Below are 21188 nucleotides of genomic sequence, written 5' to 3' on the forward strand. Positions count from 1 at the left end.
GTGTTGGTGCGCTCGTGCCCCATGTGTAGCTTGCCGCTGGGGTAAGGGTACATCGACAGGCAGTAGTACGGCTCCTTGCCTGGCTGTTCACTGACTTCAAAGGACTTTTGCTCATCCCAGAACGACTGGGCGGCGGCTTCGATCTCACGGGGCTGATATTGTTCGTGCATGGCTACTTTTGTACTGGATAGGGGTGGCCTAATCCTCTTCAACGCGGCATTCGGGATGGCCCGGACGAGCTGGAAGTGGAATGACAGGAAGCGCCGTAGCATACATGACCGCGCTTGGCCTAGGGAAACCCTGATTACAGCTGTTTGGCCCGGTCAATCCATGGCGAGGGCCGTTGGTCGCGGCGTACAGCCGGTTTGTGCAGCGAAGCTAAGCTCTAACTGGGGAGTGAGTCTTATTGTCAATGAGGTGAGGGATGGTGGAGTCACAGCAAAAAAACGTTACGAAACCCGAGTTGTACGAACGGTTGATGGATCGTCTGGGCATGGCTCTGGACGCTGCAAAAACCGCTGGCCGGCTGCGCGATGAGCGCCCCCTGGAACTGGAATTGCGTGGCTTGAGCCCCGCCGAGTTCAAACTGGTCAAGGCGTATCTGGATCGCAGCGAACGTGAAACGCACGGATGCTTGTCGCAGGCAGTGAAGCAGCTCGATGCAACGCATTCAGCCAAGGTCATCTGGCTTAAGGACCGGGCGCCCGGCAGAGACACCGTCAAGGTTCGCTCTTTGCAGGCCAAGTAAGCGCATGGCAGGTCAAAAAACGGATCTTTTTCAACAGGATCCCACCTATCGGTTGTCACGCATTATTAACACTCTTACGCTTCGGGCATCTTTGGAGATGCCCGATGCCTTTTCGTTATTTCATCAAACAACTTCTATTGCCGCCCGGCATTTTATTATTGCTGTTGCTGGCGGCGTGGTGGTTGCGCCGCTCCCGTCCGCGTCTGGCCGGATTGTGTTTCGCCATCGGTTTTGGCGGGTTCTGGTTGATGAGCCTGCCGGTGGTCGTGCAGTGGGGCGCCAAGGCGCTTGAGCGTGAGCCACCGCTGGCCCGGGGCGAGTGGGCGACGCTGGCACAGCGGGCCGATGCGATTGTGGTGTTGGGTTCGGGCCGTGAGCGCGGCGATCTGGCCTGGGGCGCGGATCAGCCGACCGGCGTGGGGCTTGAACGTCAGCGCTACGCGGCGCGACTGGCCAAGGCATCGGGTTTGCCGATCCTGACCAGTGGCGGTCTGCATTACGGTACGCCGCCGACGGAGGCGAAATTGATGGCGGACTCGTTGCGTGATGACTTTGGCGTGACTGTGCGCTGGCAAGAGGGGGCGAGCCGTACGACCTGGGAAAACGCTAAGTTCACCGCCGATATGCTGCTGCCGCAGGGGATCAAGCGCGTGGTCGTGGTGACACAGGCCTGGCACATGCCGCGCTCGGTCTGGAGTTTCGAGAAGGCGGGATTTGAAGTAGTGCCGGCACCGGTCGGGTTCCTGGGCACGGATAACGCGAGGCCGCTGGGCGGCTGGATGCCGGAGTTCAAGTCGATCTGGCAGAGCGGCCAGTTGTTGAATGAGGCGGTGGGGCAGGTGGGGTATTCACTGTTTTACCGGAGTGAAGCAGTCGCCGATTGATTGAGTGTTGCTAATGGCCTCTTCGCGAGCAAGCCCGCTCCCACATTTGGAATGCATTTCAAATGTGGGAGCGGGCTTGCTCGCGAAGCTTTTAAAGGGTTTTTGACATCCGGCTCGCCATCAGTGCCCAGCCAAACAGCAGCAAGCAGACAATGATCAACGGCCACGAACGCCATCGCAGATACGGCGTCAGGTTGTGCATCGGTACCACCTCACCGTACAAAACGCCCTGCTCGAACTGCGGAATCTGTTCGGTGATCTGCCCGAACGGGTTGATCAAACCGGTCACGCCGTTGTTGGTCGCACGGATCATCCAGCGTCCGGCCTCCAGTGCGCGCATCTGTGCCATCTGCAAGTGTTGCAGCGGACCAATCGACGTTCCGAACCAGGTGTCGTTGCTGATCGTCAGCAGCAGATCGCTGCGGGCCGACAGGCTGGCGGCAAACTCCGGATACACCACTTCATAGCAGATGAACGGTGCGATCTGATAACCCTTGGCCTGCAACAGTGGCTGATCGGCCGGGCCGCGAGCAAAATCGGACATCGGCAGATCGAAGAAAGCGATCAGCCCGCGCAGAATGTCCTGCAACGGCACGTATTCGCCGAACGGCACCAGTTTCTGTTTCAGGTAAGTGCCATCGCCTTCGCCGACCACGGTGATGCCATTGAAGAAGCGCTTTTCGTGACGAACCGTTTTGCGAATCGGCACGCCGGTGATCAGCGCCGATTTACGCTCGGCGGCAAAAGTGCCCATCATGTTCAGGTAGCCCTCGGCGGACTCCTTGAGCACCGGCACGGCGGTTTCCGGCCAGATCAGCAGGTCCACCGGTTTGGAACGCAAGCTCAAGTCGCGGTACAGCGCCAATTGTGCGTTGAGCTGTGCCGGGTCCCATTTCATGCTTTGTTCGACGTTGCCCTGGATCGCCGCGACGCTCAACGGCGCGCCCGACGGGCTGGTCCAGGCATGGCCCTTGAGCGCAATACCTGCCACCCACGGCCCAACCAGCAACAGCAGGCCGGCCGCGACAAAACCCTTGCGGCCGGATTTGATCAGGCGTGGGGCGTTGTAGATCAGTGCAGCGGTGAGTGCCAGAACGAACGACACCAGCCACATGCCACCCACCGGTGCGAGTCCGGCCAACGGGCCGTCGAGTTGGCTGTAACCGGAATACAGCCATGGAAAACCGGTGAGGAACCAGCCGCGAAACGCTTCCTGGCCTACCCATAACGCGGCGAACGCCAAGGCGTCGGCCAATGGCGCCTCATTACGGCGAAGCCAGCGCGCCCAAAGCCAGGCGGGCAAAGCAAAGAACCAGGCAATGGCGGCGGTGAACAGCAGCATCAGGAAACCAGCCAGCAACACCGAAGCGCCGCCGAAGTGGTGGATGCTGTAGTAGATCCAACTGGTGCCGGCGCCGAACAGGCCGAAACCGAAGCACCAGCCACGTCCCAGTGCCTGGCGGGGGCTCAGCTCGCGCAGCCCGGCATAGAACAGGCCGACCGCCAGCAATGCCAGCGGCCAGATGTTGAACGGTGCCAGCGCTAGCGTGGTGATTGCACCGGCCGCCACGGCCAGCAGGTTACCGGGCCAGCCGGGGCGGGTTGTCCAGCGCATTTCAGTCCTTAGAATTAACGAGCGATTGGCGTGAGTCGCAGCAAGTGAATCCGACGGCTGTCGGCGTTCAGGATGCGGAAACGATAGGCGCCGATTTCAGTGATTTCGTTGCGTTTTGGCAAGTGCCCGAACGCGCTCATCACCAGACCGCCGACGGTGTCGAACTCATCGTCGGAGAATTCGCTGTCGAAGAACTCGTTGAAGTTCTCGATCGGCGTCAGGGCCTTGATCAGGAAATCGCCACTTGGCAGCGGCTTGATGTAGCTGTCTTCTTCGACGTCGTGCTCGTCTTCGATGTCGCCGACGATTTGTTCGAGCACGTCTTCGATGGTCACCAGACCCGCCACACCGCCGTACTCGTCGATGACGATGGCCATGTGATTGTGGTTGGCGCGGAATTCACGCAGCAGCACGTTCAGGCGCTTGGACTCCGGCACGAAGGTGGCCGGGCGCAGCAGATCCTTGATGTTGAAGCTGTCGCCGTTCTCCTTGAGGATCAGCGGCAGCAAGTCCTTGGCCAGCAGCACGCCCATCACGTCGTCATGGCTTTCGCCGATGACTGGATAGCGCGAGTGGGCCGAGTCGACCACGGCCGGGAGGAACTCGCGGGGTGTCTGGGTCGCCTTGATGCTGATCATCTGCGAACGCGGCACCATGATGTCGCGTACTTGCAGGTCAGCCACCTGAATGGCGCCTTCGACGATGGCCAGCGCTTCGCTGTCCAGCAGTTTGTTCTGATGTGCATCGCGCAGCAGCTCTAAAAGCTCCTGGCGGTTCTTCGGCTCGTGGGCAAAAGCCTGGGTCAGTTTACCCAGCCATGACTTCTGCCCGTTGCTCGATCGATCTTCGCTCATAGCGATTACTCTGAATCCTTTGTTGTAACGATAGGGGATGTTTCGGGTTCGTCGTCCGCGTACGGATCGGGGTAGCCCAGTTCAGCAAGCAACTCGCGTTCCAGTGCTTCCATTTCTTCGGCTTCCTCGTCATCTATATGGTCGTAACCGAGCAGATGCAAGCAGCCGTGAATGACCAGATGTGCCCAGTGGGCCTTAAGTTCCTTGCCCTGTTCAGCAGCTTCGCGCTCGACCACCGCCACGCAGATCACCAGATCGCCGAGCAGCGGGATGTCGAGAAACTCGTCGGGCACTTCCGCGGGGAACGACAGGACGTTGGTCGCGTAGTCCTTGTGGCGCCAGGTGTGATTGAGCTCGCGGCCTTCTTCCTCGTCGACCAGGCGAATGGTCATTTCCGAGTCGGCGGTGCGCTGGCGCAGGGCCAGTTCGCACCATTGGCGGAACGCAGCTTCACTCGGGGCGTTCGCGTCGGTCGCGATTTGCAGGTCTAGCTCAAGCATCGCGCGAAGTTTCCTTGGGGGCATCGGCGCGGCTTTCGAAGCGCTCGTAGGCTTCGACGATCCGCTGCACCAATGGGTGGCGCACGACGTCCTTGGGCTGGAAGTGCGTGAAACTGATGCCCGGCACGTCCTTGAGAACTTCGATCACATGGTGCAGCCCGGATTTGGTGCCGCGCGGCAAGTCGACCTGGGTGATGTCACCGGTGATCACTGCTGTGGAGCCAAAGCCGATACGGGTCAGGAACATCTTCATCTGCTCGACGGTGGTGTTCTGGCTTTCGTCAAGAATGATGAAGCTGTTGTTCAGCGTACGGCCGCGCATGTAGGCCAGCGGCGCGACTTCGATCACCTGACGCTCGATCAGCTTGGCCACGTATTCGAAACCGAGCATTTCGTAGAGCGCGTCGTAGAGCGGGCGCAGGTATGGGTCGATTTTCTGGGCCAGGTCGCCGGGCAGGAAACCGAGTTTTTCACCCGCTTCGACCGCTGGACGCACCAGCAGGATGCGACGGATCTGCTCGCGTTCCAGAGCATCGACAGCGCAGGCCACGGCCAGATAGGTCTTGCCGGTACCGGCCGGGCCGATGCCAAAGTTGATGTCGTTGCCGAGGATTTCCTTCACATAGCGCAGTTGATTCAAGCCGCGTGGGCGAATCATGCCTTTTTTGGTGCGCAGGGCGACGGAGGCTTCGGCGGGGGCGTGGTTGTCCAGTTCTACAACGGCCGATTCCTGGAGGAACAGGTGCACCATGTCTGGCGACAACTCGGTACCTTTGGTTTCCCGGTACAGGCGGCGCAGCAGGTTTTCCGCAGAAGTGGTGTGCTTGGGGTCGCCTATCAGCTCGAACTGGTTTCCGCGGTTGCGGATCTCGATGGTCAGGCGCTGTTCGATCAAGCGCAGATGCTCGTCGAATTGCCCGCACAGATTGGCGAAGCGGCGAGCCTCAAAGGGCTCGAGGATAAAACGATGTGGTTCGATGGGTGCGTTCAAGGTCGTATTTAGCCGCCCTGGGGCAATTAAGATGAAATCAAGGATAACGCCAGTGGCGTGGGTGCGAAAGCTCTTAAATATCGCAAGGTCAATCACAGGCCTTGTGGAAGCGGGCTTGCTCGCGAAAGCGGTGTGTCAGCAACGTTGATAGTGGCTGAAGCGACGTCTTCGCGAGCAAACCCGCTCCCACAAGGGACATGTGTTGCTACTGGATCAGCGAGCCGCGCAGCGAGTGCGGTTGCGCCGCGTCGATGTGCACGTCGGCGAACTGACCGATCAGCGTTGGATTGTCGCAGCGGAAGTTGACGATACGATTATTCTCGGTGCGCCCTTGCAACTCGCCCGGGTCTTTTTTCGAATAGTCGGTTACCAGAATCCGCTGGATCGAACCGACCATTTGTCGGCTGATTTCGAAACCTTGCTGATTCAAACGATGTTGCAGCGCGTCCAGGCGTTCTTTCTTCAGCTCTTGCGGGGTGTCATCCGCCAGATCGGCAGCCGGGGTGCCCGGGCGCTGGCTGTAGACGAACGAGTAGGAAAAGTCGAAGCCAACGTCGGCAATCAGCTTCATGGTCTGTTCGAAGTCTTTCTCGGTCTCGCCGGGGAAGCCGACGATGAAGTCCGAGCTGATGCAGATCCCTGGCACGGCAGCGCGCAGTTTGCGCAGCTTCGATTTGTACTCCAGCGCCGTATGGTTACGCTTCATTGCCGCCAGAATCCGGTCCGAGCCCGACTGCACGGGCAAGTGCAGGTGCTTCACCAGTTCCGGCACATCGGCGTGGGCCTGGATCAGGCTGTCGGAAAACTCCAGTGGATGCGAGGTGGTGTAGCGAATGCGGTCGATGCCGTCGACGGCCGCGACTACGCGGATCAGTTCGGCGAGATCGGCCAGGCGCCCGTCGTGGGTGGTGCCGCGATAGCCGTTGACGTTCTGGCCCAGCAGGGTCACTTCACGCACGCCGTTTTCGGCCAGGTGGATGATCTCGGCGATCACGTCATCGAACGGGCGACTGACTTCTTCGCCGCGTGTATAAGGCACCACGCAGAACGTGCAGTACTTGCTGCAGCCTTCCATCACCGACACATAAGCGCTCGGGCCATCGATGCGCGGCTCGGGCAAGTGGTCGAATTTTTCGATTTCCGGGAACGAGACGTCCACTTGCGGCAGCTTGCTGCTGCGCGCCGCGTCGATCATTTCCGGCAGGCGGTGCAGGGTCTGTGGGCCGAACACCACGTCGACGTACGGCGCGCGATCGCGGATCGCCGCGCCTTCCTGGCTGGCCACGCAACCGCCGACGGCGATTACCATGTCCGGGTTGGCCAGTTTCAATTCGCGCCAGCGGCCGAGTTGCGAATACACCCGATCCTGGGCGCGCTCGCGGATCGAGCAGGTGTTGAGCAGAATCACGTCGGCGTCTTCCGCGCGAGCGGTGACTTCCAGGGCCTGATGTTCACCCAGCAGATCGACCATGCGCGAGCTGTCGTACTCGTTCATCTGGCAACCGTGGGTTTCGATGTAAAGCTTCTTGGCCATGGATTTTGATCGTCACGTGATTCAAAGAACCGCGCATTATAGGGAACAAGCCCTCAGGTTCCTACCGCTGTGCGTCCGGTGGCTATGCTATAGTTTGCGCCCTCATTTTTATCCCCGATGTTATCCGCCCGCCATGACCAAACGCGAAGCTCCAATCTACAAGGTGATTTTCCTCAATCAGGGCCAGGTATTCGAAATGTACGCCAAGCAGATCTATCAAAGTGATCTGTGGGGTTTCCTGGAAGTGGAAGAGTTCGTCTTTGGCGAGCGCACGCAAGTGGTCGTCGATCCGAGCGAAGAAAAGCTCAAGGCACAGTTTGAAGGCGTTGTGCGCAGCTTTGTGCCGATGCATTCGATCGTGCGCATCGACGAAGTCGAACGCCTCGGTACCCCGAAAATCAGCGAAGCCCGCGGTGCGGTCGGCAATGTGATGCCGTTTCCGATGCCGATGCCTGAGAAGTAAGGCTCAGGACCGAGTCGCCTCATTCGCGAGCAAGTCGAATCGTCGCACCGTCGCTCCCACAATTGATCTTCAGTGTTCAGAAGATCCCATGTGGGAGCGGGCTTGCTCGCGAAGAGGCCAGAAAAATCCGTACAGAATTCAAGGAAGGGGCGAAAACGGCGTACGCCCATCGGCGCTTTGCAGTTCCATCAGGTATTTACGGAAAATTTGCCCGAGCACCTGAGTGGCGGTTTCGAGATCTTCGCGGGACATTTTTTCGGAGACTTCGTCGGCTGTGTCGAGCGCCTCTTCGGCGCCGTTGACCGCGGCCATCTTCAGTACGATGTACGCCTGAATGTTGTTGGCCTGCACGCCTTCACCGTGGAAGAACATGGTGCCGAGCTTGAATTGCGCCTGGGCGTGGCCTTGCAATGAGGCCTTTTCGAAATAGCTCAGGGCTTGATTGAGGTCGCGCGGCGCATTCTTGCCGTCGTAGTAGAACTCGCCCAACTCGTATTGCGCTTGCGCATCCCCTTCATCCGCCGCTTTCTGGCAGGCAGCCAATGCCTGCGTGACGTCTTGCGGCTGAGTATTGAGGGTGCAACGACCCATCGCCGGGATCAACAACGAGTTGCCGCCTGCTTGTGCATGCGCGAGCAGGGGCTGAATGAGCAACAGGCAGCCCAAGGCAAGGGTGCGGCCGGTGCGGTTCATGGGAATCGACTTACCTCTGAAGGGCACGCGGACCCATCGAGGGATCCAATAAGCGCGCATTATGAAATAAGCGGGGCCAACCTTACAAAGTCTTTACTCGTTTTTCTGCTGCGCGGGGAATATATCGCCCACTTTCAGGAAGATTTTTGGCAGAGGCGTGGAAAAAGCGTGGGGATGTAGGTGAAGGCTGACGCTGGCAATGGCCAACGTCAGCGGTACGGCAATTACTTCAACGCAGCGAAGGCGCGTTCGGCAGCGTCCAGCGTCAGTTTCAACTCGGCTTCGCCATGGGCGATCGACGTGAAGCCGGCTTCGAATGCGCTCGGCGCCAGATACACGCCGCCCTCCAGCATCAGGTGGAAGAAGCGACCGAACAGTGCAGCGTCGCTAGCCATCACGTCTTCAAAGGTGACGATGGCGTCGGCGCCGCTGAAGTACAGGCCGAACATGCCGCCCGCCTGGGTGGTCACGAATGGAATGCCAGCGGCATCGGCGCGTTGTTGCAGACCGTCGAGCAGACGCGTGGTGTAGTCGGTCAGCTCGGCGTGGAAACCCGGACGGCTGATCAGGCGCAGCGTGGTCAAACCGGCCGCCATCGCCAGCGGATTACCCGACAGCGTACCGGCCTGATAGACCGGGCCCAGTGGCGCGATGCGCTCCATGATTTCACGTTTGCCACCGAAGCAGCCGACCGGCATGCCGCCGCCAATGATCTTGCCGAACGTGGTCAGGTCGGGATTGACGCCGTAGTACGCCTGAGCACCGCCGAGGGCGACGCGGAAACCGGTCATCACTTCGTCGAAAATCAGCACCACGCCATGTTTGTCGCACAGCGAGCGCAAGCCTTCGAGGAACCCCGGTGCTGGCGGCACGCAGTTCATGTTGCCGGCCACGGGCTCGACGATGATGCAGGCCACTTCCTGGCCGACTTCAGCGAGCATCTTTTCAACGGCGTCAATGTCGTTGAAGGGCAGGGTCAGGGTGTGTTTGGCGAACGCCGCCGGCACACCGGCCGAACTTGGCACGCCTTGGGTCAGTGCGCCGGAACCGGCCTTGACCAGCAGGCTGTCGGAGTGACCGTGGTAGCAGCCTTCGAACTTGATGATGCTGTCACGACCGGTGTAACCGCGAGCCAGGCGGATGGCGCTCATGGTCGCTTCGGTGCCGGAGCTGACCATGCGCACCATGTCCATCGACGGCACCAGCGAGCAGACCAGGTCGGCCATCTCGGTTTCCATCGCGGTTGGCGCACCGTAGGACAGGCCGTGTTGCAGTTGATTGCGCACGGCGTCGAGCACGTCTGGATGGCTGTGGCCAAGGATCATCGGGCCCCACGAACCGACGTAATCGACATAACGCTTGTCGTCTTCGTCGGTAACGTAGGCGCCTTCGGCGTGCTTGAAGAACAGCGGTGTGCCGCCCACGCTCTTGAACGCACGAACTGGCGAGTTGACGCCACCGGGAATGTGTTTCTGGGCGTTGGCAAACAGGGTTTCGGAACGAGACATGATCGGGCTCTCAATCTTCAGGATTTGAACAGTTCGTTGAACGCGCGAGCGCGGCGGGTCACTTCGGCGGTGCTTTCAGCGCCGAACAGGCCGTGGACGACGGCCAGCAGGTCGACACCATGGGCCACCAGCGGCACGGCGTTGTCGAGGGTGATGCCGCCGATCGCGCAGATCGGCAGATGCAGTTGGCGACGGGCGTCATCGAGCAGGTCGAGGCTACAAGTCGGTGCGCCGGGTTTGGTGTTGGAGTTGAAGAAGCGGCCGAAGGCGACGTAGCTCGCGCCTTCTTTGGCGGCTTGTTCGGCCAGTTCGATCTGCGCGTGGCAGGTCGAGCCGATGATCGCTTTCGAGCCGAGCAGAGCGCGGGTCGGTGACAGTGGGCCGTCGGTCTGGCCCAAGTGCACGCCAACGTTGAGGCGCGCAGCCAGTTCGGCGTCATCGTTGATGATCAACTGCGTTTTGTAGCGCTCACACAGATCGCGCAGCGCTTCGGCTTCGCGCAGGCGGCGGGCCTCGTCGCTGCTTTTGTCGCGGTATTGCAGCAGGGTGACGCCGCCTTCGAGCGCCGCCTCCACGTAGGACAGAAACTTCCCGGCCAGCAATTGGCTGTCGGTAATGGCATACAGGCCACGTAGTTTCATCAGGCAGACCTCACGACGTTACGAGCAGAAATCCAGCGGCAGACGACGCGGCACGAACTGGCCTTTGCCCAGTTGTTCGGCGTCGCGCAGGGTGCGCCAGGTGTAATCCAGTGCACTGCGCACAGCGCTGGCGAGGTTTTCGCCCTGAGCCAGGCGACCGGCCAGAGCGCTAGCGAGGGTGCAACCGGAACCGTGATAGCTACCCGGCAGACGCTGGCAATAAAAGGTTTCACGCAGGCCGTCGCGGCTGTACAGGCGATTGTGGATTTCAGTTTCGTCGCCGTGGCCGCCGGTGATCAGCAGGTTTTTGACGAACGGCAAGAGTTTTTCAGCGCACTCGTCGGCAGTGCCTTCGGGCAGTTCAGCGAGGATTCGGGCTTCGGGAAGGTTGGGGGTGGCAATGATCGACAGCGGCAGCAGACGTTCGCGCATCGCATAGCCGACCTCGTCCTTGCCCAGACGTCCGCCGCCGCCGGCGCGCAGCACCGGGTCGCAGACCACTGGCAAGTGCGGATGCGCTGAAAGCAGTTCGACGACGGTGTCGACCATTTCCAGCGAACCGAGCATGCCCAGTTTGACCGCAGCGACGTCGGAGTCGTTGAGCACGGCATTGGCCTGGGCCAACACCCACTCGCGGTCGAGGACGCGGAAGTCAGTGACGTTGACGGTGTCTTGCACGGTCAGGGCGGTGACGGCCGGAGCCGCATGGCAACCCTGCGCGAGCAGGGCTTCGATATCTGCCTGCAAGCCGGCGCCACCACTGGGGTCGTGGCCGGAGAGACAGAGGACAACGGGGCGTGAGCTGTAGATATTCATGGTGCGCGAGCTTACCACCAAACCTGATTTTCCGGTTCAGTGCCGTTGTGTCCTGTCGATAGCCCGGGCATAGAACCCCGACCGTATTGTCACAACTTGACCGACTCAACAGCTCTAGCTCGCTGCTTTGCTCTGAAACGCCCGTTCTAGAGCCTTTGTAGGAAAAATTTCGATGGTGCTCAATGGCCATCAACGGCTATGCTAGGCTGGATCCAAACCAATAACAGGTAATACCGGTTTTACGTCTACTCAAAGGGAATGGGGGGGCTTCCTGACACAACCGGACGAGCCACGCTGGGGCTTCAATGCGCTATTTGCTGATGTTGCTGTTCTGCTTGCCCCTCATGGCGAGCGCCGTCGAATTCGACGAGTTTACCCAGAGCCTCCCTCTGGGCCAGTCACTGCAAGTGTTCGAAGATCCGGGCGGTCAGGCGAGCATTGCCGATGTCCGCGCGCAGGCTGCTGCCGGCCATTTCAAACCCAACGACAAAGCCACGCTCAACGCCGGGTACTCGCGTTCGGCGTTCTGGCTGAAAATCGACCTGCATTACCGTCCGAATAATCCGACCGCACAACGCACCTGGTTGCTGGAACTGGCTTATCCGCCACTCGACCATCTCGACCTGTATCTGCCCGATGCCAAGGGCGACTACCGCCTGGTGCGTCAGACCGGCGATGCGCTGCCGTTTGCCAGTCGCGAGATTCGTCAGAACAGTTATCTGTTTGACCTCGCCTTCAAACCCGATCAGCAACAAACCGTGTTCCTGCGCCTGGCCAGCGAAGGCTCGATCCAGGCACCCGTGACATTATGGTCGAGCACCGCGTACCTTGAAGACCAGCCAGTGCGCCTGTATGTGCTGGGCGTCATTTATGGTGTGTTGCTGGGGATGCTGGTCTACAACCTGTTCATCTACCTCAGTGTGCGCGACACCAGTTACCTCTATTACATCTTCTACATTGCCTCGTTCGGTCTTTATCAACTGTCGGTGAACGGCGCCGCCGTCGAGTATTTCTGGCCGAACAATCCGTGGTGGGCCAACGCTTCCACCCCCTTCTTTATCGGTTGCGCCGGCCTGTTCGGCAGCCAGTTCGCCCGCAGCTTCTTGCAGACCAAAAACCACAGTCGTTGGCTTGATCGCCTGCTGATCGCCCTGATCGCGTTCGGTGCATTGGTGGTCGGGTTGTCGCTGATGACCAGTTACGCCCTGGCCCTGCGGCTGGCGACGACCCTGGCGTTGACCTTTACCGTGGTGATTTTCGCGGCGGGGATTCTCGCCTGGTGGCGCGGCTTGCGCGTGGCGCGGTACTTCATCATTGCCTGGTCGGCGTTCCTGCTGGGCGGCGTCATCAATACGCTGATGGTGCTGGGCTTGCTGCCGAACGTATTCCTGACCATGTACGCCAGCCAGATCGGCTCAGCCATCGAAGTGGCGCTGTTGTCGCTGGCACTGGCGGATCGCATCAACGCCATGCGCGAGCAGCAGGCGCAAACGCTGTACGACGCCGGTCAGAAACTTGAAGTGCTCAACCAGCAACTGGCCCACAGCAACAAGCTCAAGGATGAATTCCTTGCGACCCTGACCCATGAACTGCGCACGCCGATGAACGGTGTGATCGGCTCGCTGGAACTGATGCAGACCGTCGACCTTGACCCCGAGCTTGAGCAATACCAGCAGACCGCCGCCGGTTCTGCCCGGGACATGATGCGCATGGTCAATGGCATCCTTACCCTCACCGAATTGCAGGCTGGCAAGCTCAAGGCCACCCCTGGCAGTTTCAGCCTGCGCGGTGTGGTTGAAGCATTGCGTGTGCAGTTCGACGGTAATGCCGCGAGCAAGTCGCTGGACTTCAAGGTCGATGTTCTGCCGACTCTGCCGGACCGCCTGCACGGTGACAGCGCGAAACTGGCCCAATGCCTGGAATGCCTGCTGGACAACGCCCTCAAGTTCACCCGCGTTGGCGGGCTGGCGCTGCGCGTGACCGGCAAGCCGTCGACGGACAATCGTCTGTCGCTGTCGTTTGCGGTGATCGACACCGGCATCGGCTTCACCGATCTGGGCGAGGCGACGCTGTATCAGCGTTTCTTCCAGCTCGACGGTTCGATGACCCGCGAATATGGCGGATTGGGCGTGGGTCTGGCGATCTGTCGGCAATTGGTCGAGTTGCTCGGCGGCACGCTCACCCACCGTTCTGAACCCGGAAGTGGCAGTCGCTTCCAGTTGGATGTCGAATTCGAGATGCCGGTGGTCGAGCCTGCCCTTGCCCCCACGCCTTTGCGCGATTGCATCCGCGCACCGCAGGACTGCACGGTGATGTTGGTGGATGACAACAGCGTCAATCAACTGGTGATGCGCGGCATGTTGCTCAAGCTCGGTTTTCGCGTGCGTACCGCCGACAACGTTGCAGTGGCGCTGGACTTGTTGCAGCGTGAAACCTTCGACGCGGTGCTGATCGATTGCCAACTGCCCAGCCACGAAGGTGTTTCGCTATGCTGCCAGATTCACGCTTTGCCTGGCTGTGCCCATCTGCCGGTATTCATGTTGGCGTTGAGCGCTGATCGAGAGCCTTGTGCCACGGACGCGTCGATTGATTACCTCAACAAACCGGTGAAATTCGAAGATCTGCAGTCGGCGCTGGAGCGATGGGTATTGTGCTGCTGACAGGGTAAAAGCGCCGCCAGTTCGGCGGCTATGACACTTTGTTCGACGATGGGCCGGTGCTTAACTGGTGTCTCTGGCTGATCCCAAGGAGCCCCGTCATGAACCTGCATCAGTTCGCCGAAACCCACGAAGTCACCAATCAGCCACCGTCGCTGGACGGCACCAACCTCTACCGCATCGACCTGCCATTGCAGGAGTGGTCGCGGCGGTTCGGTGCCGGTTGGGCCGAGTCGCGGATCGATGCCTACGGTGAACTGGCCGGCGGCCCGCTGATGGAAGCCGGGTTCCTCGCCAATCAGAACAAACCGGTGTTCGCCAGCCATGACCGCTACGGTCATCGCATCGATCTGGTGGAATTCCATCCCGCTTATCACGAACTGATGCGTACCGCGATCGAGCATGGCCTGACTTCGTCGCCGTGGACTCATCCACAGGACGGTGCCCATGTCGCCCGCGCCTCGATGAGTTATCTGCACAGCCAGGCCGAGGCCGGCAGCGGGTGCCCGTTGACCATGACCTTCGCCAGTGTGCCGGCCCTGCGCTTGCAACCCAACCTGGCCGAGCAATGGCTGCCGAAAGTCCTTGCCACCCAATACGATCCGCGCAATGTCGGCATGGCGCACAAGGCCGGTGTCACCCTCGGCATGGCCATGACTGAAAAACAGGGCGGCACCGATGTGCGGGCCAACACCACCAAGGCTTATCCGGTCGGCGCCAGTGGGCCGGGGCAGGCGTATGAACTGGTCGGGCACAAGTGGTTCTGCTCGGCGCCGATGTGCGATGCGTTTCTCACGCTGGCGCAGACCGACAAGGGCTTGAGCTGTTTCCTGCTGCCACGCCATCGCCCGGACGACACGCGCAATCAGTTCTATATCCAGCGCCTGAAAAACAAACTCGGCAATCAGTCCAATGCCTCCAGCGAAGTGGAATTTCGCGGCGCGTTGGCGTGGATGGTCGGCGAAGAAGGGCGTGGTGTGCCGACCATCATCGAAATGGTGGCGATGACGCGCTTTGATTGCATGGTCGGCTCCAGCGCCTTGATGCGTCATGCCCTGACTCAGGCCAGCCATCACTGCGCGCACCGTAAGGTCGGCGGCAAACTGCTCAGCGAGCAACCGTTGATGCAGAACGTGCTGGCCGATCTGGCCCTTGAAAGTGAAGCCGCATTGGCCTTGAGCCTGCGCATGGGCCGTGCGCTGGATCATCTGGACGATCGCCACGAAGCGCAATTCGCCCGGCTGGTGACGGCGGTGGGCAAATACTGGATCTGCAAACGCGCCCCGGCAATGATCAACGAGGCGGCCGAGTGCATGGGCGGCGCGGGGTATGTCGAAGACAGCATCCTGCCGCGCCTGTACCGCGAGGCGCCGGTCAACTCGACGTGGGAAGGCTCGGGCAACGTGCAGTGCCTCGACGTGCTGCGCGCCTTGTCGAAAGAGCCGGGCGTGCTGGATGTGTTGTTCCATGAATTGGGTGACGGCCATGGTGACAAACGCCTGGCTGCGCATATTCAGCGGTTGCAGGCGCAGTTCAAGGACACCGGCGATATTCAGTATCGGGCGCGGCAGTTGACCGAGGACATTGCGCTGGGGCTTCAGGCCAAGCTGTTGCTGGAGGCGGGGAATGCGGCGGTGAGCGATGCGTTTATTGCCAGTCGGTTGGGTGGCAATGGCAGGGTCTACGGCGCGCTACCGCGAGGCCTCGATGTCGAAGCCATTGTCGCCCGCTCGACCCCGCAAGGTTTCTGAGACACTACAAATCCCACAGGGGATCTTCTTTGTTTGAAAGATTGAGGTACAGCCACAACGCCACTGTTCCCGTCGCGCCACGATGCAGGCAAGATGAAGCTCTGCAAGTCAGAACACAGGAAGCTGATCGTGACCGAAGCGTTTATTGTTGTTCAAACCGCTGAACAAGCCGTGGATCGTCTGGCCCAGCTGCATGAGCGGGCCACTACTGCGCTGAATTCGGCGCTCAAGCGTTACCTCAAGGATCGCGTCGAGCCCGACGCCGAGCAGCGTGCTCTTTTTCGTTATCCCGAACTGCGTCTGACCTACCACTGCCATGGCGAAGTCCCGCAGACCACCCGCGCTTACGCCAAAGTACAGCTGCCGGGCACCTACAGCGTGACCGTCACCCACCCGGCGGCGTTTCGCAAATACCTGCTCGAACAACTGACGCCGTTGATGCACGATTTCACCGTGACCGTGGAAGTCGGCGTCAGTCAGCAAAATATTCCGTATCCGTACGTGGTCGAACAGGGCGATGAACTCGCCGGTTCCGGCGTGACGGCGGCAGTGCTGGCGCGGGTGTTCCCCAGCACCGACCTGTCGGCCGCCACCGATGGCATCGCCGACGGTCTCTACGATTGGGAAAACACCGACCCCCTGCCGCTGGCGTTGTTTGATGCGGCGCGCGTCGACTTTTCGCTGCGTCGTTTGGTGCACTACACCGGCAGCGACTGGCGCCATGTGCAGCCGTGGATTCTGCTGACCAACTATCACCGCTACGTCGACCAGTTCATCGTCCATGGTCTGGAGCAGTTGCGCAGCGATCCGCGTTTCGTGCGCATGGTGCTGCCGGGCAACGTGATCATCGACAAGAGCATGGATCACGGCGAAGCGTCGGCGATTGCCGCGGGTGTGGTCTGGCACCGTTATCAGATGCCGGCCTATCACCTGATCGCCAGTGATGGTCATGGTGTGACGCTGGTGAATATCGGCGTCGGTCCGTCCAATGCCAAGAACATCACTGACCACTTGGCCGTGTTGCGTCCGCATTGCTGGCTGATGATCGGTCACTGCGGAGGGCTGCGTCAGTCGCAAACCATCGGCGACTACGTGTTGGCCCACGCTTACATGCGTCGCGACGGGATTCTCGACCGGGTGGTGCCGCCGAACATTCCGATCCCGGCGCTGGCCGAAGTACAGCTCGCGCTTCAGCAAGCGGCAGCCAATATCACCGGTGAGAAAGGTGAAGAGCTGAAAAAGCGCCTGCGCACCGGCACCGTGCTGACTTACGACGACCGTAACTGGGAGTTGCGCTGGGCGCAGGAGCGTCCGTTGATCAATCTGTCCCGCGCCGTGGCGGTGGACATGGAAAGCGGCACCATCGCAGCGCAGGGTTATCGCCTGCGGGTGCCGTACGGCACGTTGTTGTGCGTGTCGGACAAACCGCTGCACAGCGAGATCAAACTGCCGGGCTCGGCCAATGCGTTCTACGAGCGTGCGGTCAGCCAGCACTTGAAAATCGGCATCGAAGCGGTGGATCTGCTGCGCACCGAACTCAACTCGCTGCACTCGCGCAAACTGCGCAGCTTCGACGAACCGCCGTTCCGTTAACGGTTTGTCGTGGTCATTTGGCGGTCAGGGCACTAGCATTAGCAGCCCTGACCGTTAGATGTTCTTTTCGCCATGTCCCGTCCCCCGCGTCCACCTTCCCGCCGCCCTGGCGCGAAGCCTCAGTCTTCCTCCCCGCGCCGTATTGCCAAGGCGCCGCCGGCCGAGCCGAAGCTGATCCTGTTCAACAAACCCTTCGATGTGCTGACGCAGTTCAGCGATGAAGGAGGGCGGGCGACACTCAAGGATTTCATCGATGTGCCTGGCATCTATCCGGCCGGGCGCCTGGATCGTGACAGCGAAGGCTTGCTGCTGCTGACCAATGACGGCCAGTTGCAGGCGCGGATCGCCGACCCCAAGCACAAACTGGCCAAGACCTATTGGGTGCAAGTCGAGGGTGAGCCAAGTGCTGAGCAATTGCAGCGCCTGCGCGATGGGGTCGAACTCAACGACGGCCCGACCTTGCCTGCCGAGGCGCGGCAACTGGACGAACCCGCGTTGTGGCCACGCAACCCGCCCGTACGCTTTCGCAAAAGCGTGCCCACGAGTTGGCTGGAGTTGGTGATTCGTGAAGGGCGCAACCGTCAGGTTCGGCGCATGACCGCGGCGGTAGGACTGCCGACGTTGCGACTGGTGCGGGTCAGAATTGGCGACTGGACGATCGAAGGGCTCGATCAAGGCCAGTGGAAGGAAGTGCCGGCGCGGTTATAGAGCGCCGGATTCGATCAGGCCAATTACTACGCTCTTGATGACGAACGCGGCCACGCCCAGGCCGAGCACGAAGAACAGAATGAACGAGCCGAAACGTCCGGCCTTGGACTTCTTCGCCAGATCCCAGACGATGAAACCCATGAAAATGATCAGGATGCTGACGAGGCCCGTCATCATCCATTCTTCGAATACGGCTGGATCCATTGGGTATCTCCGGCGTGGGCGCGGCTGAAAGGGCTTGGCGATTATACGCCGAGGGTGGCTGAAGCCGCATTGACCTGCGTCGGTGTGCCGCAGTCGTTGATGACCTGTTCCGGCCTCTTCGCGAGCAAGCCCGCTCTCACAGGGGAATGCACTCCAGAATGTGGGCGCGGGCTTGCTCGCGAAGGCGATCTCAACTACGCAAATGAGTCAGCGGCAGTTCAGTGCTATTGAGCACCTGGTTCAGCACAAAGCTGGAGCGCACACTGGTCACCCCTTCAATCCGCGTCAGGTGCCCCAGCAGCAGTTTCTGATAGTGATCCATGTCCGGCACCACCACCTTCAACTGATAGTCGGCATCCACGCCCGTCACCAGACTGCACTCCAGCACCTGCGGCAATGTGCGAATTGCCGCTTCGAAGTTCTCGAAACGCTCCGGCGTGTGCCGGTCCATGCCGATCAGTACATACGCGGTCAGACTCAGGCCGAGCATCTTGCGGTCCAGCAGGGCGACCTGACGTGAGATATAGCCGTCGTCTTCCAGTTGTTTGACCCGGCGCGAGCAGGGCGACGGTGACAAACCGATACGTTCGGCCAGTTCCTGGTTGGAGATGCGGGCGTCGCGCTGCAGTTCCGCCAAAATGCTCAGGTCGTAACGGTCGAGTTTGCTCATGAATCAGGCCTTTGTCATAACTATTGCGGTGGATTATCTATCCAGGGTTAAAAATTGCGCAAGTGATGTTTATTTGAGCAATATTCGCAATCCTCTGTCGCCGGCTCAGGCCTATTCTTATCACCAGAATCACTGCTCGGTAACACAGTCCACAGCGGCCCGCCTATCAGGCCCGCCGCGGCCGCCACCCCCACCGGGGTTGTGCCGGCCCCCGAGCTGCACACTGTCCAGAAGACGGCGTGAGGTGAGCCGACGTCAAAAGCGTCGAGCCAGGACGAAGTTCTCTAGAAGGGAGGCCGACGGGTCTCCCTTTTTTCTTGCCTGCGATTTTTTGCCTTCGCCCACACGCGACTCAATAAATAAGTTTCGTGACTGATAACCTGTTGCAGAACCCGGTGTGTACATTCCCGGTCTTAGTTACACGCCCTGAACCCGCAGTGAGGAATAGCATGAAGTCGCGCATCTGGCGTCTGGCCGGTGTTGGTTTGCTGTGTGTGAGTGTCAGTGCGCAAGTGCTGGCCGATGACCCGGAAAGCCGCGCCCCCAATGGTGGTGGCCGCGGGCCGGATCATCAGGGCAATAATCGGGGGCATGGCGGCAACAATCAGCCGCGTGCGCAGAACAACGAGATCATTCGTGGCGACAACAGTCGCCAGTTCGAACACAACGGCCAGCCGCACGACGAGGGTCAGTGGCAGACACACAATCGTGCGCCAAATCAGCCGAATCCGGTTCATCAGCCTTCACCACCGCCAGGCAACAGTCTGCCGATCCAGCCACGTCCCGACACCGTGCGCCAGACTCAGGAGCCGCGCCAGGGCTACTACCGCGACGAGCGTCCGCAAAACGGCTACAACAACCCGCATTGGCAGAACGGCAACCGGCCCAACGACAATCGCTGGCCGGGGCGTCCGCAAGGGCATGGCAATGGTTGGGGCCCAGGCCCGCAGTACCGGCCGGGGCATGTGATCGACCGCTTCCCGGATCGCGACTATCGCGTGCCGTATCGAGGCCAGGATTACTTTTATTCCGGCGGCTACTGGTATCGCCCGCAGGGCCCACGCTACATCGTCGTGCAACCGCCGCGCGGGATCCGCATCCAGTATTTGCCGGATTACGCCCGTGAAGTATGGATCGGCGGCGCGCTGCTGTTCCTCGCCGCCGGTTCTTACTACGCCTATCAGGAAGCGACGCAGGATTACGTGGTGGTCGAGCCGCCGGTTCAGCCGCCGCAGCCACAATCGCAAGGTTATGACGTCGAGGCGTATCCGGCTAACGGTCAGTCGCCGGAACAGGTCCAGCAGGATGGCTATCAGTGCTATCAGTACGCGGTGCAGCAAAGCGGTTTCGATCCGCGCACCGCGACGTATCAACCGGCGCCCGAGGTGGTGCAGGCTTACCGTCAGGCGCAGGGCAACTGCCTGAGCAGTCGCGGTTACCAGGTGTCTTACTGAATCCGGGTTTGCACCCGTTCAGTCTTGACCACTTCCTGCGGGTCGGCGTGCACCAGCACTTCGGTCCTTGGGTAGGCTTTGTGAATCGCATCCGCCGCTTGATCGCTGATGCTGTGAGCGACTGACAGGGTCAATTCCCCCGGCAATTCCAGGTGCAGCTGCACGAACCAGTGGTGGCCGGAAATCCGCGTGCGCAAGTCATGCGCGCCCAACACCCCCGGCACGCTGCAGGCCAGGTCGAGCATGTGCTGGCTGACATCTGTCGGCAGTTCTTCGTCCATCAACACCGAAAAACTTTCCCGGCCGATCTGGATCGCGCTCCACAAGATGTAAGCCGCAATCCCGAGGCCAAACCACGCGTCGAGTTGAGAGAATCCCAAACCGGCCAGCACCAGCGCGAGCAGGATGCTGCCGTTGAGCAACAGATCGGAGCGGTAATGCAACGAGTCGGCGCGCACGGCGTTGGAGCCGGTCTGCTTGATCACCCGATGCTGCAACATCAGCAAGGCGACCGTCAGCACCAGGGAGAAAATGATCACGCCAATGCTGATCCACGGCGCCCCAAGCGGTTCTGGTTGCTTGATTCGCTCATAGGCCTGGAAGGCAATCAACACCGCACTGCCACCGATGAACAATGCCTGGGCCATGCCGGCCAGTGATTCGGCCTTGCCGTGGCCGTAACGGTGGTCGTCATCCGCCGGGCGTAATGCGTAATGCACCGCCAGCAAATTAATCAACGAAGCAATGCCATCGAGTGCCGAGTCGGTGAGGCCAGCGAGCATGCTCACCGAGCCGCTCAGCCACCAGGCGATGGCTTTGGCGATGATCAGCGTACAAGCCACTGCTACCGAGGCGCGGGTTGCCAGGCGCAGCAGGCGGGCGTGTTCGGGGCTGGATGTCATGG

Annotated in this window: 21 protein-coding genes; 8 read left to right on the forward strand and 13 right to left on the reverse strand. The window is 60.4% G+C overall.

Annotated features, from left to right (window positions below; translation table 11 throughout):
* The coding region (locus ACIOWA_RS09705; RefSeq protein ID WP_401159584.1) for a hypothetical protein at window positions 1-170 on the reverse strand (170 nt) is incomplete at its 3' end.
* Window positions 171-424: 254 nt separating this feature from the next.
* Here ACIOWA_RS09705 and ACIOWA_RS09710 point away from each other — a divergent pair.
* Together ACIOWA_RS09710 and ACIOWA_RS09715 are read left to right on the forward strand one after the other, a co-directional pair.
* The gene (locus ACIOWA_RS09710; RefSeq protein ID WP_401159499.1) at window positions 425-748 is read left to right on the forward strand and encodes a hypothetical protein; all 324 of its coding nucleotides are present in this window, start codon (window positions 425-427) and stop codon (window positions 746-748) included.
* A 104-nt stretch (window positions 749-852) separates the two neighbouring features.
* Window positions 853-1632: a YdcF family protein gene (locus ACIOWA_RS09715; RefSeq protein WP_401159502.1), complete on the forward strand. Its 780-nt coding sequence runs from the start codon at window positions 853-855 to the stop codon at window positions 1630-1632.
* A gap of 91 nt (window positions 1633-1723) precedes the next feature.
* Here the strand turns inward: ACIOWA_RS09715 and lnt are convergent, their stop codons facing one another.
* From lnt to miaB, 5 genes are all read right to left on the reverse strand, one after another.
* A complete protein-coding gene (gene lnt, locus ACIOWA_RS09720) occupies window positions 1724-3247 on the reverse strand; it encodes an apolipoprotein N-acyltransferase (protein ID WP_339431358.1) in 1524 nt (507 codons plus the stop codon).
* A gap of 14 nt (window positions 3248-3261) precedes the next feature.
* A complete protein-coding gene (locus tag ACIOWA_RS09725; RefSeq protein WP_007909641.1) occupies window positions 3262-4101 on the reverse strand; it encodes an HlyC/CorC family transporter in 840 nt (279 codons plus the stop codon).
* A gap of 5 nt (window positions 4102-4106) precedes the next feature.
* The gene (gene ybeY / locus ACIOWA_RS09730) at window positions 4107-4601 is read right to left on the reverse strand and encodes an rRNA maturation RNase YbeY (protein ID WP_339431359.1); all 495 of its coding nucleotides are present in this window, start codon (window positions 4599-4601) and stop codon (window positions 4107-4109) included.
* On the reverse strand, window positions 4594-5592 hold the full coding sequence (locus ACIOWA_RS09735; RefSeq protein WP_339431360.1) for a PhoH family protein: 999 nt from the start codon (window positions 5590-5592) through the stop codon (window positions 4594-4596). Before ACIOWA_RS09735 ends, ybeY begins: the two co-directional genes overlap by 8 nt.
* Window positions 5593-5797: 205 nt before the next feature.
* Window positions 5798-7126: a tRNA (N6-isopentenyl adenosine(37)-C2)-methylthiotransferase MiaB gene (gene miaB, locus ACIOWA_RS09740; RefSeq protein ID WP_339431361.1), complete on the reverse strand. Its 1329-nt coding sequence runs from the start codon at window positions 7124-7126 to the stop codon at window positions 5798-5800.
* Between the two features lie 133 nt (window positions 7127-7259).
* Between miaB and ACIOWA_RS09745 the strand changes: the two genes are divergently transcribed.
* The gene (locus ACIOWA_RS09745; RefSeq protein WP_003185742.1) at window positions 7260-7589 is read left to right on the forward strand and encodes a DUF1820 family protein; all 330 of its coding nucleotides are present in this window, start codon (window positions 7260-7262) and stop codon (window positions 7587-7589) included.
* Window positions 7590-7727: 138 nt separating this feature from the next.
* Here ACIOWA_RS09745 and ACIOWA_RS09750 read toward each other — a convergent pair whose 3' ends face one another.
* The 4 genes from ACIOWA_RS09750 to ACIOWA_RS09765 form a co-directional block, all read right to left on the reverse strand.
* Complete coding sequence (locus ACIOWA_RS09750) at window positions 7728-8282, reverse strand: tetratricopeptide repeat protein (RefSeq protein ID WP_401159506.1); 555 nt, start codon at window positions 8280-8282, stop codon at window positions 7728-7730.
* 224 nt (window positions 8283-8506) lie between these two features.
* Window positions 8507-9790 (reverse strand): glutamate-1-semialdehyde 2,1-aminomutase, encoded by a 1284-nt coding sequence (gene hemL, locus ACIOWA_RS09755; RefSeq protein WP_221730174.1) that lies wholly within the window; start codon window positions 9788-9790, stop codon window positions 8507-8509.
* A gap of 17 nt (window positions 9791-9807) precedes the next feature.
* Window positions 9808-10431, reverse strand: a complete 624-nt coding sequence (gene thiE / locus ACIOWA_RS09760) for a thiamine phosphate synthase (RefSeq protein ID WP_401159508.1) — start codon at window positions 10429-10431, stop codon at window positions 9808-9810.
* Window positions 10432-10449: 18 nt separating this feature from the next.
* Window positions 10450-11247 (reverse strand): hydroxymethylpyrimidine/phosphomethylpyrimidine kinase, encoded by a 798-nt coding sequence (locus ACIOWA_RS09765; RefSeq protein ID WP_339431364.1) that lies wholly within the window; start codon window positions 11245-11247, stop codon window positions 10450-10452.
* 305 nt (window positions 11248-11552) lie between these two features.
* Here ACIOWA_RS09765 and ACIOWA_RS09770 point away from each other — a divergent pair, with 305 nt between their 5' ends.
* From ACIOWA_RS09770 to ACIOWA_RS09785, 4 genes are all read left to right on the forward strand, one after another.
* Window positions 11553-13907 (forward strand): 7TM diverse intracellular signaling domain-containing protein, encoded by a 2355-nt coding sequence (locus tag ACIOWA_RS09770; RefSeq protein ID WP_401159510.1) that lies wholly within the window; start codon window positions 11553-11555, stop codon window positions 13905-13907.
* Window positions 13908-14005: 98 nt separating this feature from the next.
* Window positions 14006-15655, forward strand: a complete 1650-nt coding sequence (locus tag ACIOWA_RS09775) for an acyl-CoA dehydrogenase family protein (protein ID WP_401159513.1) — start codon at window positions 14006-14008, stop codon at window positions 15653-15655.
* Between the two features lie 93 nt (window positions 15656-15748).
* Complete coding sequence (gene amn, locus ACIOWA_RS09780; RefSeq protein ID WP_339431367.1) at window positions 15749-17248, forward strand: AMP nucleosidase; 1500 nt, start codon at window positions 15749-15751, stop codon at window positions 17246-17248.
* Between the two features lie 141 nt (window positions 17249-17389).
* Complete coding sequence (locus ACIOWA_RS09785) at window positions 17390-17956, forward strand: pseudouridine synthase (RefSeq protein ID WP_221730278.1); 567 nt, start codon at window positions 17390-17392, stop codon at window positions 17954-17956.
* Here ACIOWA_RS09785 and ACIOWA_RS09790 read toward each other — a convergent pair.
* The gene (locus ACIOWA_RS09790; protein ID WP_003185724.1) at window positions 17951-18160 is read right to left on the reverse strand and encodes a DUF2788 domain-containing protein; all 210 of its coding nucleotides are present in this window, start codon (window positions 18158-18160) and stop codon (window positions 17951-17953) included. The two genes, ACIOWA_RS09785 and ACIOWA_RS09790, sit on opposite strands and share 6 nt — an antisense overlap.
* 190 nt (window positions 18161-18350) lie before the next feature.
* A complete protein-coding gene (locus ACIOWA_RS09795) occupies window positions 18351-18830 on the reverse strand; it encodes an Lrp/AsnC family transcriptional regulator (RefSeq protein ID WP_007909658.1) in 480 nt (159 codons plus the stop codon).
* Between the two features lie 449 nt (window positions 18831-19279).
* On the opposite strand from ACIOWA_RS09795, the gene ACIOWA_RS09800 reads away from it, so the two are divergent.
* The gene (locus tag ACIOWA_RS09800) at window positions 19280-20284 is read left to right on the forward strand and encodes a DUF6515 family protein (protein WP_401159515.1); all 1005 of its coding nucleotides are present in this window, start codon (window positions 19280-19282) and stop codon (window positions 20282-20284) included.
* Here the strand turns inward: ACIOWA_RS09800 and ACIOWA_RS09805 are convergent.
* The gene (locus ACIOWA_RS09805) at window positions 20278-21186 is read right to left on the reverse strand and encodes a cation diffusion facilitator family transporter (protein WP_339431369.1); all 909 of its coding nucleotides are present in this window, start codon (window positions 21184-21186) and stop codon (window positions 20278-20280) included. The genes ACIOWA_RS09800 and ACIOWA_RS09805 overlap by 7 nt on opposite strands.
* Window positions 21187-21188 lie beyond the last annotated feature (2 nt).

The sequence above is a fragment of the Pseudomonas sp. NPDC087614 genome (assembly GCF_044743485.1).
Taxonomy (GTDB): Bacteria; Pseudomonadota; Gammaproteobacteria; order Pseudomonadales; family Pseudomonadaceae; genus Aquipseudomonas; species Aquipseudomonas baetica_A.